Here is a 13,339-nt window from a genome sequence, read left to right as displayed (position 1 = left end):
ACCGGATCTGCCAGAGACACCGGAAGTGCCGAAAGCCACAGCGCTGCCGGTCGATCCAGAGTTAGCGGTGAGCTCGGAGTCTGCGGTGGAGCCGGGGCATGACCGCAGTGCAGAGCCGTCCACCGAGATGGTGCGAGAAACCGCGACTGAGGAAGCGCAGGCTCCCAAAACACGTGGGCTGTTGTCGTTTGGCAGTAAGCCGGCGGATCCGATTCAGGCTGCAGAACGGCGAGTTCGAGCGGCCGAGCGACAGCAGAAGAAGCGGCTACGGCGAGAGACCAGGCGTTTTACCCAGGCGATCCGTCACGCGAGGCGACGCCTGCTCATCTCAGTGGGGGCGATACTTCTCCTCCTGGTCTTCGTGATCGTGGGAGCATTTACACCGCTGATGTCGGTGCGCGACGTGCAAGTCGAGGGCGCGCAAGCCGTGAATGTCGAGGAAGTAACCGCAGCATTGCAGCGCTTCGAGGGGGTTCCCTTGGCACTTGTCGATGAGAACGAAGTGCTTCGGTCGCTCGAAGGGTTCCCGCTCATCCAGCGTTTTGGGGTTGAACGGATTCCTCCGCACACACTTCTCGTACGCATCGAAGAACGTGTTCCCGCAATCTCGCTTGAGCAAGATGGCGTGTTTCGGCAGTATGACGCTGCCGGGGTATTGGTCGCAGAATCAACCGAAAAACCGGAAGGTGTGCCCATCGGTGAGGGGAGCTTGCGTACAACCTCGTCGCCAGCGTTCCACGCGGCGTCCAAAATTGTCCGAGACATGCCCGCCGAACTTCGTAGTCAACTCGTATCCGCCAAGGCAACGTCGAATCAAGACGTGACGTTCGTGCTTGCGAGCGGTATCGAGGTGTTTTGGGGGAGCGCGGATGAGACTCAGCGCAAGGCGCTCTTGCTGCAAACCATGCTTGAAGCACTTGAGGGGCGCGCGGTGAGTCACATAGATGTTTCATCGACTTCGGCGCCTATTTTCAAGTAGGGAGCACTGGTTGTGTTCCAAGTTTGGGTTTGTGATCGACCCGGGCGGCGTGTCGAACCCGTCTGGCGGGCATCCAGCCCTAGCGTTATTTCGAAACGTATACGCTAATACTAACTTTGAAGTTCAACTAAAACTTTAGGGTTGAGGGGACTAGGTGCCATGAACCAGAACTACCTCGCGGTGATCAAGGTCGTGGGTGTCGGCGGCGGCGGCGTCAACGCCGTGAACCGCATGATCGAGCTCGGCCTTCGCGGAGTCGAATTCATCGCTGTGAACACCGATGCCCAGGCGTTGCTGCTGAGCGACGCCGACGTCAAGCTCGATGTTGGCCGCGAACTCACGCGCGGCCTCGGGGCCGGCGCAGACCCAGAGGTCGGACGCAGAGCAGCGGAAGACCACGCAGAAGAAATCGAGGAAGCGCTCGCCGGTGCCGACATGGTGTTTGTGACCGCGGGCGAGGGCGGTGGCACTGGAACTGGTGCCGCACCCGTAGTGGCCCGCATCGCGAAGTCGATCGGCGCACTCACCATTGGTGTCGTGACGAGGCCGTTCAGCTTCGAAGGAAAGCGACGCGCCGCCCAGGCAGACGCGGGCGTGAACACGCTTCGCGAGGCCGTAGACACGCTCATCGTTGTGCCGAATGACCGCCTGCTCGAAATCAGTGAGCCGGGAATCAGCATGATCGACGCGTTCGCGGCAGCCGATCAGGTGTTGCTTGCCGGTGTGCAGGGTATTACTGACCTCATCACCACGCCGGGTCTCATTAACCTCGACTTTGCGGACGTGAAGTCGGTTATGCAGGGCGCGGGCTCTGCACTCATGGGCATTGGCTCTGCTCGCGGTGCCGACAGGGCGATCAAGGCTGCCGAGCTCGCTGTTGCATCTCCACTCCTCGAAGCTTCAATCGAGGGCGCTCATGGCGTGCTCTTCTCGATCCAGGGTTCCTCGAACCTCGCGCTCAGCGAGATCACCGAGGCTTCGACGCTCGTGCAAGACGTTGTGCACGCAGAGGCGAACATCATCTTCGGTACCGTTATTGACGAAACCCTCGGCGACGAGGTTCGTGTCACAGTGATTGCTGCCGGGTTCGATGAAGAACCGACCCCTGGTGGTCGGGCTACAGCCCCCGCAGCTGCCGGACGTCGTGGAGGACGCGTTGAGGGCATCGAAGAGGCCACTGAAGGGTCAGCGATCGGTGTACCGGTGCCCGTCGGCGCCTCGCAGGCACGCGTCAACGACTCGCAGCCACTCGATGGGGCCGTTGAGTTCGGCGGCGCGCTTGCGCACCCGCCAGTTGAAGAACAGCTGCGCGATCCAGCATTCGACGGCGATGATGACGACGATCTCGACATTCCAGAGTTCCTGAGGTAGGCGATTTCGATGACTGCGGGTGTGCAGGTAGATGATGCACTCCGTGACCGGTTGCTCACGGTGCGCTCGGGTATTGAAGAGGCCTGTCGTGCTGCAGGGCGAAATTCGGATGAGATCACGCTCATCGTGGTCACCAAGTTTCACCCTGCGAGCCTCGTAACGCAACTCGCGGAACTCGGTGTGACCGATGTCGGCGAGAATCGCCACCAAGAGGCGCAGGAGAAGGCAGCCGAGTTATCTGACCTCGAGCTGAACTGGCACTTCATTGGCCAACTGCAAACCAAGAAGGCGAAGCAAGCTGCGCAGTACGCATCGGCGATCCACTCGATTGACCGAGCGAAGCTCGTGGACTCGCTCGCAGGCATCGACCACACAATTGACGCGTTTCTTCAGATAAACCTCACTGACGACCCAGGTCGCGGCGGGGCAAGCCCCGCAGACATTGAGTCATTGACCGAGCGAATCTTGGAGACGAGCACGCTCCGTTTGCGCGGCGTCATGTCGGTCGCACCCCTCGAAGAGCCCGCAGAATCGGCGTTCGAGCGGCTTGCTGGGTATGCGGATCGTGTGCGCGCACTCGCTCCCGACGCTACGTCGATTTCAGCGGGAATGACCCACGACTACCCTGCAGCGATTGCGGCAGGGGCGACACACCTGCGAATCGGCAGTGCAATCACCGGAAATCGCCCCGATGCGAGATAGTCTCGAATGCAATAACCGTTGGGAGAACACATGAGTAATCCGCTGAAGAAGACAATGGTGTTCCTTGGGCTTGCGGAAGAGGGCCTCGAAGAGGAACCCACCGCTCAGTCCACGTCGGACCGTGCACCTGCAAGTGCGCCCGCGGCGCCGGCTTCCAAGCCAGCCCCGGCTCAGCGGGCAGCTGTGACTCCGCTTCGACGGGTCACCCCTGTTCGTGCGCAGACTCCGCAGACGATGAACGAGATTTTGACCGTGCATCCGACTGCGTATCGCGACGCGCAGGTCATCGCTGAGAGCTTCCGTGAGGGCGTTCCCGTCATCATGAACCTTTCGCGTATGAGCGAAGACGAAGCAAAGCGTCTTATCGACTTTTCGAGTGGGCTTACGCTCGGATTGAATGGACGCATCGAGCGTGTGACAAGCAAGGTCTTCCTGCTCTCACCTGAGCACATCGAGATCGGGAGCGACGAGCCCGAAGCAAGCGCAGAAGGCTCATTTTTCGTCGCACCTAGCGCGTAGTGGAGATCGTTTGGGCCATTGGCACGGTTATCCGTGTCGCACTTAGGCTGTTTATTTTTCTGCTTTGGGTAAGGTTTGTCCTTGACTGGATCACCGTGCTTGCGAGAAATTTCAGGCCCCGCGGCTTCTTGGCAATCGTCATCGAGGCCGTATTTACTATCACTGATCCACCCATACGCATGTTCCGCAAGATCTTGCCTCCAATCCGTCTCGGACAGGTGGCAATTGACCTCGGCTGGTTCCTCACCATGATTGCCTGCATAATTTTGCTTTCATTGGTGCCAGGCGGGTTCTAATCACCGTATATTTGCCGAGAGTTTGCTAGCGTTATTGAGATGATTGCGTGAGCGATCCTTCCGACAGAAAGAGAATGAACGATGGCCTTGACTCCTGAAGAAGTCGTGAATCAGAAGTTCACGATCACGAAGTTCCGTGACGGCTACGATCTCGACCAGGTTGATGACTTTCTTGACACAATCGTTGAGGAACTGCGTGAGCGCGAAGCTGAGAAAGCGGAGCTCCAGGCCAAGATCGACGAACTCACCGAGCAGCTCGAAGCGGCACAGAGCGAGAGTGGCGCCCCTGCGGTTCACCCGTCTGCAGAGACAATTGTGGTCGATGCTCCCGTGCCCGAACCCCAGGCTCAGCCGGAAGAGGCAGCCGCTCCCGAAGAGCCTGCTCAGCGCCCAGACGCACTCAAGTCGAGCGCAATGCTGCAGATGGCACTCGAACTCCACGACAAGTACGTCAGTGAGGGCGAGACGACTCGAGACAAGCTCATCGGTGAGGCTGAGGCCAAGAGCACTCAGATGATCGAAGATGCTGAGCGCACCGCACACGAGCTCGTTGATGAGGCGCAGCGTCGCCGCACCGAAGATCTCAAGGCACACGCCGAAGAGATGGAGGGCCTGCAGGAGACCGTCGCCGAGCTCCGCGGATTCGAGAACGAGTACCGCTCAACTCTCCGTTCCTACATTCAGTCACAGCTCAAAGACCTCGACAGCTCGCCAGAGCCGCTCACGAGGCCTGACAGCCTCGGTTAATTCAGGGTGGATCAAGAACAAACTGCTGCAGCGGTACCTAGCACTCGTCGGCGAGTGTTGGTGCCGCTGTTGCTATTTGCTATCGCGCTTATCATCTATGCGGCCGATCAACTCAGTAAGAACTGGGTAGAGGCCAATCTTCCATACGGAGAAACCGTCGACGTGTTCGGCGAGTTTCTGCAGTGGCACTTCGCGCGGAACCCAGGGGCTGCGTTCTCGATGGCCACCGGACAAACCTGGATTTTTACCATCCTTGCCGTTGTCGTTGTTGGAGTGATCCTCTGGCAGATTCGCAAGCTGAGGTCAGTGCCGTGGGCGATCTTCCTTGGGCTACTGCTTGGGGGAGTGCTCGGCAACCTCACAGACCGGCTCATTCGCGAGCCCGGGTTTCCGCAGGGTCACGTCGTTGACTTCATCCTGACTCCGTGGATGTGGTTGGGGTTTAACCCTGCGATCTACAATGTGGCGGATATCGGCATCGTTGTCGGCATGCTTCTGTTTATCGCAGTCACACTGTTTGGGCTAAGAATCGAGGGCGGGAGGCACCCTCGCCACCCTGAAATCGACGAATCCGACCAGAGTAAGCTTTCGGCGGGCACTGAGGAGACAGAGCCCTCTGAGGCCTCGGAGGCATCAGAAGAAGCAACCGACGATACCGGTGAAACTGGGGATACGCGGAGCACTGATGGAACACCGTAGTTTACCCGTGCCTGACGGCCTAGCCGGAGAGCGCACCGACGCTGCACTCGCGAAGCTTTTAGGTTTTTCCCGGAGCTTCGCTCAAGACGCCATTGCTGCGGGAGGCGTGCTTCTCGATGGGGTCGTGCTCGGAAAGTCAGACCGTCTACATGCGGGAGCACTGCTCGAGGTCAGCTGGGAAGAGAAGACTGGGCCAGAGGTTGTACCCGTGCAGCTTCCAGACTTTGGCATCGTGTATGACGATGAAGATCTCGTAGTGGTCGACAAGCCCGCGGGGGTCGCAGCGCACCCGTCGCAGGGGTGGACTGGCCCGACAGTGCTCGGTGCTCTTGCTGGCACCGGGTATCGCATTGCCACTTCTGGTCCGCCCGAGCGTCAGGGGATTGTGCACCGTCTCGATGCGGGCACGAGTGGCCTGATGGTCGTCGCAAAGAGCGAACGGGCATACAGTTTGTTGAAGCGCGCATTTAAGGCGCGAGAGGTAGACAAGATCTATCACACGGTCGTGCAGGGGCACCCTGACCCGTTCTCCGGAACCATTGAGGGCAACATCGGTCGGCATCCCGGTCACGAATGGAAGTTTGCGGTCACGACGAGCGGTAAGCCTTCGGTCACCCACTACACGACGCTTGAGGCGTTTCCCTTCGCGACACTGCTTGAGGTCGAGCTCGAGACAGGCAGAACGCATCAAATCCGTGTGCACATGTCGGCGCAGCGGCACCCGTGTGTCGGCGACACGATGTATGGTGCGGATCCCGTGCTGTCTGAACGATTAGGCCTCACGAGGCAGTGGCTGCACGCTATGCGACTCGGGTTTAGGCACCCGGGCAATGGCGAACCGGTCGAGTTTGAGTCACAGTATCCTGCCGACCTGCAGCACGCTATTGAGGTGCTCTCGGGGTCGGATTCCCGCAGCTGATTCTGAGCTTCTCGGTGTTCGTCCTCGTGGAAGGCGGGGTAGTCTTGGAAGGCGATCACGGAAGGGGCTTGGGTGTCTGAAACCGACGGATTCGTACATCTTCACACACACAGTGAGTATTCGATGCTCGATGGAGCAGCTCGAGTAAAACCGCTGGTGTCAGCGGTCGCGGAGCAGGGAATGCCGGCGATCGCGATTACCGACCACGGCAACACCTACGGGGCGTTCGATTTCTGGCGCGCTGCGAATGATGTCGGGGTGAAGCCCATCATCGGCATCGAGGCATACCTCACACCGGGCACACATCGCTCAGACCGCACGCGGGTGCGGTGGGGTGACGGCGGCGGTGACGACGTGTCGGGTGCTGGCGCTTACACGCACATGACGATGCTTTCGGAAACGACCGAGGGCATGCACAACCTCTTCCGGCTTTCGAGCTACTCCTCACTTGAGGGGTACTACTTCAAGCCACGTATGGACCGCGAGCTGCTGCAAAAGTATTCAGAGGGCCTCATTGCGACGACAGGGTGCCCCTCTGGCGAGATCCACACTCGACTTCGCCTCGGGCAGGTGAAAGAAGCACGGCAAGCCGCTGCCGAATTCCAAGACATCTTTGGCAAAGAGAATTTTTTCTGCGAGATTATGGATCACGGGCTCGAGATTGAGCGTCGTGTGCAGACTGAGCTGCTCGCCATCGCAAAAGACCTCGGCATTCCTCTGCTTGCCACGAATGACCTGCACTATGTTCACGAGCACGATGCAGAGTCTCATTCGGCGTTGCTTTGCGTGCAATCGGGTTCACGACTCGACGACCCGAACAGATTCCAGTTCAGCGGATCTGGGTACTACCTCAAGAGCGCAGCCGAGATGCGCCACATTTTCCGGGAGCTTCCTGAGGCTTGCGATAACACTCTGCGCATTGCTGAGCGCTGTGATGTCAGCTTCAATACATCGGCAAACTACATGCCGAATTACCCAGTTCCTGAGGGTGAAACTGAGGAGAGCTGGTTCGTCAAAGAAGTCGAGAAGGGGCTGGTCTACCGGTACCCAAACGGCATCCCTGACGACGTGCGTAAACAGGCAGAGTACGAGACCGGCGTGATCACCCAGATGGGCTTTCCCGGGTACTTCCTCGTGGTCGCCGACTTCATTAACTGGGCGAAAGACAACGGAATACGCGTGGGCCCTGGGCGTGGATCCGGTGCGGGTTCGATGGCCGCGTACGCGATGCGAATCACGGATCTCGACCCACTGCAGCACGGCCTCATTTTCGAGCGTTTCTTGAATCCAGACCGCGTTTCGATGCCCGACTTCGACGTCGACTTCGATGATCGCAGACGTGGCGAAGTGATCCGCTATGTCACCGAAAAATACGGCGACGAGCGTGTTGCGCAGATCGTGACGTATGGCACCATCAAATCGAAGCAGGCGCTCAAAGACTCGTCTCGAGTGCTCGGATTTCCGTTTGGCATGGGCGAGAAGCTCACAAAAGCAATGCCGCCCGCCGTCATGGCGAAGGATATTCCACTCGCGGGTATTACTGACCCCGAGCATCCGCGATACAAAGAGGCCTCGGAGTTCCGTGCTGTACTCCAGGAGGACCCTGATGCGAAGCGGGTCTATGAGACAGCGCTTGGGCTCGAGGGCCTGAAGCGGCAGTGGGGCGTGCACGCGGCAGGTGTGATCATGTCGAGCGATCCGCTCATCGACATTATTCCCCTGCAGAAGCGCGAACAAGACGGTCAAATTGTCACCCAGTTTGACTACCCAACCTGTGAGACACTCGGCCTCATCAAGATGGATTTTCTTGGGTTACGTAACCTCACGATCATTTCTGACGCGCTCGAGAATATTCAGCTGAACCGGGGCGAAGAACTCGATCTCGAGCGACTCGAACTCGATGATCAGCCCTCGTATGAGTTGCTCGCTCGCGGCGACACGCTCGGCGTGTTCCAGCTCGATGGCGGCCCAATGCGCGGGTTGCTGCGCCTGATGAAGCCAGACAACTTCGAAGATATTTCGGCAGTGCTCGCGCTGTATCGACCCGGGCCGATGGGTGCCGATTCACACACCAATTACGCGCTGCGAAAGAACGGGCTGCAAGAGATCACGCCGATCCACCCCGAGCTCGAGGAACCACTCAAGGACATTCTCGAAACGACTTACGGCCTCATCATCTATCAGGAACAGGTGATGTCGATTGCCCAGCGTGTTGCTGGCTTCTCGCTTGGACAAGCAGACATTCTTCGCCGAGCAATGGGCAAGAAGAAGAAGGAAGAGCTCGATAAGCAGTACGAAGGCTTTGCCGGTGGCATGCACGAGCGCGGATTTTCTGACGCAGCGGTGAAGGCACTCTGGGACATTCTGCTGCCGTTCTCCGACTACGCCTTCAACAAGGCTCACTCGGCCGCGTATGGTGTCGTGAGTTATTGGACCGCGTATCTGAAGGCGCACTACCCGGCCGAGTACATGGCAGCGCTGTTGACGAGCGTCGGCGACTCAAAAGACAAGCTTGCGATCTACCTCAATGAGTGCCGCCGCATGGGTATCCACGTACTCCCACCCGCAGTGAATGATTCGTTCGCGAACTTTGCCGCAGTTGGTGACGATATTCGCTTCGGACTCGGCGCAGTACGTAACGTGGGATGGAACGTTGTCGAGGCGATTCGCGAGGCGCGCGAATCGAAGGGCAGTTTTGAAACGTTCCACGATTTCTTGAAGAAGGTTGCGTTGCCCGCGCTGAACAAGCGCACGGTCGAGTCACTGATTAAGGCAGGGGCGTTCGATGGGCTCGGGGGCACGCGGCGTGCTCTTCTCGAGGTTCACGAGAGTGCTGTTGAAAGCGCGGTGAAAGAGAAGCGTGCTGAGGAAAACGGAGACGTCGGGTTCGATTTCGACAGCCTGTTTGCGGAGGCTGCCGAAGCTTCAGGCACCGAAGCTGCACCGGTTTCCCACGTGCCAGACAGGCCGGAATGGACGAAGAAGGACAAGCTCGCATTTGAGCGCGAGATGCTCGGACTTTACGTGTCAGATCACCCGCTGCGAGGACTCGAGACGACGCTGGCTAAAGAGGCCTCAGTGACGGTTGAACAGGCCACAAACCCTGATGCAAACTTTGACGGTGAGACCGTTGTGATTGCGGGCCTCCTGACGAGCGTGCAACACCGTACCGCGAAGTCTGGAAACCTCTATGGCATGGTGACAATTGAAGACTTCACGGGAGAGATTCAAGCCCTCTTTATGGGCAAGTCGTATCAAGAATTTGGTTCGCTCCTACAACCGGATACCATCGTGGCGCTCCGAGGAAAACTCAACGCGCGAGATGACGGCATGTCAATGCACGCATATGGAGTGAGGGGTATCGACGCCGCGGTGCAAGACGAATCGCAGTCGATCTCGATAACGATGAACGACAGCCGGGCCACCGAGGAGGTGTTGGGTGAGTTGAAACAGACACTTGAACGGCACCGTGGAGACAGCGAGATACGCCTAAATCTTGCCACCCAGCACGCGGTGCGAGTCTTTGAATTGCCTCAGCGCGTTCGAGTGTCGAGCGAGTTGTTCGGAGAACTCAAGGGACTGCTAGGGTCGCGGTGCCTCCAAGGAATTGAGGAGTTGGTATCATGACTACATTGCAGCAGCGCATCATTCGCGAACTGGGAGTTAACCCGGAGATTGATGCTGAGCAGGAAATTGAACGACGGGTTGAATTTCTAGCCTCATATGCCGAAAATATTCCGGGTGTCCGCGGGTTTGTGCTCGGTATTTCTGGTGGGCAAGATTCCTCTCTCGCAGGAAGACTCGCACAGCTCGCTGTTGAGCGAATGCGAGGCCGAGGCCATGAAGCCGAATTCTGGGCGATGCGACTGCCGTACGGTGTGCAACGAGATGAAGCAGATGCACAGCTCGCGCTGTCGTTCATTCAGCCAGACCAATCTGTTTCGGTGAATATTGCCTCTTCGGTCGATGGCATGGCGTCTGAAATATCAGGGGCGCTTGGAGAAGACGTTTCCGATTTCAATAAGGGGAACATCAAAGCCCGAGCTCGTATGGTGGCGCAGTACGCTCTTGCGGGAGACCGTGGCTTGCTCGTGATCGGCACTGACCACGCGGCGGAGGCCCTGACGGGGTTCTTTACGAAGTTTGGCGATGGTGCCGCCGACGTAATCCCACTGCAAGGGCTTACGAAAAGCCAGGGTGCAACCTTGCTCGTCGAACTTGGGGCGCCTGAGCGGCTGTGGAAGAAGGAGCCGACTGCGGATCTGCTCGACGGAGAGCCTGGACAGTCAGATGAATCGAGCCTCGGGGTGACTTACGAGGAGATCGACGCCTACTTACGGGGTGAACAGATTGCAGAGGCGTCAGCGGGCAATCTCGAGAGCCGTTATCTCGCTACCAGGCACAAGCGGCAGCTGCCGGTATCGCCGGATGACGAATGGTGGAAACTGTAGGAGGTTGAATCATGGCAACAACTTTTGTGCTCGCAGGCGGGTGCTATTGGTGTCTAGATGCGGCATATCGAGTGCTGCGAGGCATTACACGTGTGCATTCCTGTTTCACCGGAGGAACGACGCCGAATCCGAGCTATGAGCTTGTGTGCACGGGAAGCACCGGGCACGCCGAAGCAGTTGAGGTCACTTTCGACGAGTCAGTCATCCCGGCAGAGGTTGTTCTCGACGCATTTTTCACTATGCACGATCCACGGCAGCTCAATCGCCAAGGCCATGACATCGGTACGCAATATCGATCGGCAATGTTCTATGCAGATGAGGATCAACGCGAAGCGTTTGAGTCGGCGAAGGACCGTGCTAATGAGTATTGGGGTGGAGGGGTAGTTACCGAGATCACCCCGCTGAACACGGTGTACCCAGGGCCGGAGGAGCACCAGGATTTCTTCGCCAAGAACCCCTCCCAGGGTTACTGCCTTGCTGTGGCAGTGCCGAAGGTAAATAAGGTACGCGCGGGGTTTGCTGAATATCTCCTATGATTTGTGCATGAGCAAAGATGCAATCATCTCGCGCACGCGTGCAGAGAGCGTCTGGGATTCCGGGGCGCTTGTACTGCGAACGATTGCGCTCCCATTTCGATGCGTTGCGCTCGTGCTCATTACAATCGGGATCATTCGTATTACCGGGATGTTTACCGAAGAGCCAAGCCCTAAAGCATGGCTGTTCTACACGGTGCTGAGTAACGCGTTATGCCTGGTGTGGGTGTTGCTCCTAGTTCTTTCAACGATTCGGGATATTGCGGCATTCGGTACGCGAGGACACTCCACTCCGTCAGCTCGATGGAGCGCCGCAATCATGATGGCAATTACAGTCACGATGCTGGTGTACATCTTTGTCCTTGTGCCTTCAGAATTCGTGCAGGCGGGCGACTATGAGGCGTTTTCTCTCACAGATAACCTCATTCACGTTGTTACACCTTTACTCCTCATAGTTGACTGGTTGCTGTTCGTACCAAAGGGACAATTGAGAGCCGCCGATCCGATTCGCTGGGCTTTTATTCCGTTCGGTTACCTGGTGTTGGCGTTTGTATACGGCGCACTGGGTGGGGAATTTCTCGAGGGATCGAGCTATCCCTACCCATTCATGAATGTGGTCGTGTACGGAAATGGAGGCGTCGCACTCTGGATCGGCGGGCTCTCGATAGGGCTCATGCTCATTGGATACGTGTATTTCACACTTGACCGGCTAATAGCTGCAATTTCCAACCGAATTGGAAACTAGTCGGCAGCTGCTAGAACGGCGCATCGACCAGCTCTGGTTCACGTGCCGCTTGATCTGCGGAATCGGTAGCGTTCTCTCTGGATGATGCATCGTTTTGAGCCTCGCTTAGCTGACCTGATGCCGATCCGCTGTGTGTCAGTAAAGACGCCGCTGCGCTGCCGTCAGCCTCATTCGTACCTGTCCCACTCTCGCGCGACGAAGTGGGCTGCTCGACTTGTTGCTTCGTGAATCTCGATACACCCCAACGCACGTCATGTCCGATGCCGTCGACATCTATTTCAACTGAGTTTCCCTTCTTCTCATCGGTCTCCCATTGACGAACCCTGAGTCGGCCAGTCACGACTACGCGATCGCCTTTGGAAAAAGATGCGCTGGCATTTACGGCGAGGCTGCGGAATGAATTCACGGTGAACCAGTTGGTATCTCCGTCGACCCACTCTTTGCGTTGCGCATCAAACCGACGCTCGGTGCTAGCTAGTCGAAACGTGCAAAATTGTACACCGCCCGAGGGCGTGTACAGCTTTGGTTCTGTTGCGATTTGGCCGACTGCGCTGATGTGTTGGGACATTTAAACTCCTACATGCTGATTTGGGATTTGGATTCTGGCGCGAGTGGGTATCCCGGTAACCGAATCGCACTTATAGCTTCAATGACTGGCTGCCGTGCCGCCTCAGCAGAGATCGAAATTGTGGATAAGTCGGCTTGCGTGCGCTCGGAAGCATTTCTGTGGACAGCTCTCGTCACTAGGCATTCACTCAGGAAACTCCATCCCGCTCAATACACTTGAGACATGGTGGTGAATCGAGCACAGCGCGTGGCCGCAGTGATTGCGGGCGGAGTCGCACTGGCCTTTGGTCTGAGTTCCTGCGTGTTACTCGAAGGTCCCTCGCCAGAGGTGCCAGAACGCACCGTGCGAGTCACTCCGAGCGTCCCGTCCGAGGATTCAGGTAATTCAGAGTCGCCGGTTCCGCCAGAAGGGTCGGCAGAAGCAAAGTTCGCTGATTTCACCGCCGCACTCAAGAGCTTCGCGGGTGGCACTGAGGCTGTGCGCGGCCAACCGATTGTCAATTCGCTTGTGAGCGCGGGCTTCGATAAATCTGCCATGCAGGTCTCTTTCGACACTTCTAGAACAAACCTCGTCGCCGATAGCATCTTTGTTTCTGTGCGAATTGATGAGTCCTGCCTCTTGGGGCAAATCACCACTGAGTCGCGAGAGCTGGTGACCGATCTCGCTCCAGCCGTTGGGCCAGATCAGAATATTTGTCTAATTGGACAAACTCGACCGATCGACTGGTGAGGCTCTCAGAGCTGTCGTGCACGAAGCCGGTAGAGTAGCAGGCGATAGATTCCACTTCGTACAGCAGGGAGCTCAGGCGCA

General features: G+C 57.7%; 14 protein-coding genes. 13 read left to right on the top strand and 1 reads right to left on the bottom strand.

The window, feature by feature from the left end; translation table 11 throughout:
* Positions 1–25: 25 nt before the first annotated feature.
* The 12 genes from H9L06_RS02995 (at position 26) to H9L06_RS02940 (ending at position 11,961) form a co-directional block, all read left to right on the top strand.
* Positions 26–979, top strand: a complete 954-nt coding sequence (locus H9L06_RS02995) for a cell division protein FtsQ/DivIB (RefSeq protein WP_187555787.1) — start codon at positions 26–28, stop codon at positions 977–979.
* A gap of 159 nt (positions 980–1,138) precedes the next feature.
* A complete protein-coding gene (gene ftsZ / locus H9L06_RS02990) occupies positions 1,139–2,350 on the top strand; it encodes a cell division protein FtsZ (RefSeq protein ID WP_187555786.1) in 1,212 nt (403 codons plus the stop codon).
* 9 nt (positions 2,351–2,359) lie between these two features.
* Positions 2,360–3,052: a YggS family pyridoxal phosphate-dependent enzyme gene (locus H9L06_RS02985; protein WP_187555785.1), complete on the top strand. Its 693-nt coding sequence runs from the start codon at positions 2,360–2,362 to the stop codon at positions 3,050–3,052.
* Between the two features lie 30 nt (positions 3,053–3,082).
* The gene (locus H9L06_RS02980) at positions 3,083–3,571 is read left to right on the top strand and encodes a cell division protein SepF (RefSeq protein ID WP_187555784.1); all 489 of its coding nucleotides are present in this window, start codon (positions 3,083–3,085) and stop codon (positions 3,569–3,571) included.
* A gap of 95 nt (positions 3,572–3,666) precedes the next feature.
* Positions 3,667–3,867: a YggT family protein gene (locus H9L06_RS02975; RefSeq protein WP_343069253.1), complete on the top strand. Its 201-nt coding sequence runs from the start codon at positions 3,667–3,669 to the stop codon at positions 3,865–3,867.
* A gap of 81 nt (positions 3,868–3,948) precedes the next feature.
* Positions 3,949–4,614 carry a DivIVA domain-containing protein gene (locus H9L06_RS02970; RefSeq protein WP_187555782.1) on the top strand — a complete coding sequence of 222 codons (666 nt, stop codon included), beginning with the start codon at positions 3,949–3,951 and terminating at the stop codon, positions 4,612–4,614.
* A gap of 6 nt (positions 4,615–4,620) precedes the next feature.
* The gene (gene lspA / locus H9L06_RS02965) at positions 4,621–5,313 is read left to right on the top strand and encodes a signal peptidase II (protein ID WP_246454462.1); all 693 of its coding nucleotides are present in this window, start codon (positions 4,621–4,623) and stop codon (positions 5,311–5,313) included.
* On the top strand, positions 5,300–6,232 hold the full coding sequence (locus tag H9L06_RS02960; RefSeq protein ID WP_187555781.1) for an RluA family pseudouridine synthase: 933 nt from the start codon (positions 5,300–5,302) through the stop codon (positions 6,230–6,232). Before lspA ends, H9L06_RS02960 begins: the two co-directional genes overlap by 14 nt.
* Positions 6,233–6,355: 123 nt before the next feature.
* Positions 6,356–9,859, top strand: coding sequence for a DNA polymerase III subunit alpha (dnaE, locus tag H9L06_RS02955; RefSeq protein ID WP_382336664.1), 3,504 nt, complete (start codon positions 6,356–6,358; stop codon positions 9,857–9,859).
* Complete coding sequence (nadE, locus tag H9L06_RS02950; RefSeq protein ID WP_187555779.1) at positions 9,856–10,683, top strand: ammonia-dependent NAD(+) synthetase; 828 nt, start codon at positions 9,856–9,858, stop codon at positions 10,681–10,683. The genes dnaE and nadE overlap by 4 nt, the downstream gene beginning before the upstream one ends.
* An 11-nt stretch (positions 10,684–10,694) precedes the next feature.
* Complete coding sequence (gene msrA / locus H9L06_RS02945; RefSeq protein ID WP_187555778.1) at positions 10,695–11,219, top strand: peptide-methionine (S)-S-oxide reductase MsrA; 525 nt, start codon at positions 10,695–10,697, stop codon at positions 11,217–11,219.
* 7 nt (positions 11,220–11,226) lie between these two features.
* Positions 11,227–11,961, top strand: a complete 735-nt coding sequence (locus H9L06_RS02940; protein WP_187555777.1) for a Pr6Pr family membrane protein — start codon at positions 11,227–11,229, stop codon at positions 11,959–11,961.
* A gap of 10 nt (positions 11,962–11,971) precedes the next feature.
* Here H9L06_RS02940 and ssb read toward each other — a convergent pair whose 3' ends face one another.
* Positions 11,972–12,529: a single-stranded DNA-binding protein gene (gene ssb, locus H9L06_RS02935; protein WP_187555776.1), complete on the bottom strand. Its 558-nt coding sequence runs from the start codon at positions 12,527–12,529 to the stop codon at positions 11,972–11,974.
* A gap of 222 nt (positions 12,530–12,751) precedes the next feature.
* Between ssb and H9L06_RS02930 the strand changes: the two genes are divergently transcribed.
* On the top strand, positions 12,752–13,258 hold the full coding sequence (locus H9L06_RS02930; protein WP_187555775.1) for a DUF6993 domain-containing protein: 507 nt from the start codon (positions 12,752–12,754) through the stop codon (positions 13,256–13,258).
* Positions 13,259–13,339 lie beyond the last annotated feature (81 nt).

The sequence above is a fragment of the Leucobacter denitrificans genome, assembly GCF_014396385.1.
Lineage (GTDB): Bacteria > Actinomycetota > Actinomycetes > Actinomycetales > Microbacteriaceae > Leucobacter > Leucobacter denitrificans.
Note: the sequence above shows the minus strand (reverse complement) of the source record. Positions and strands in the feature narration are given on the sequence as shown.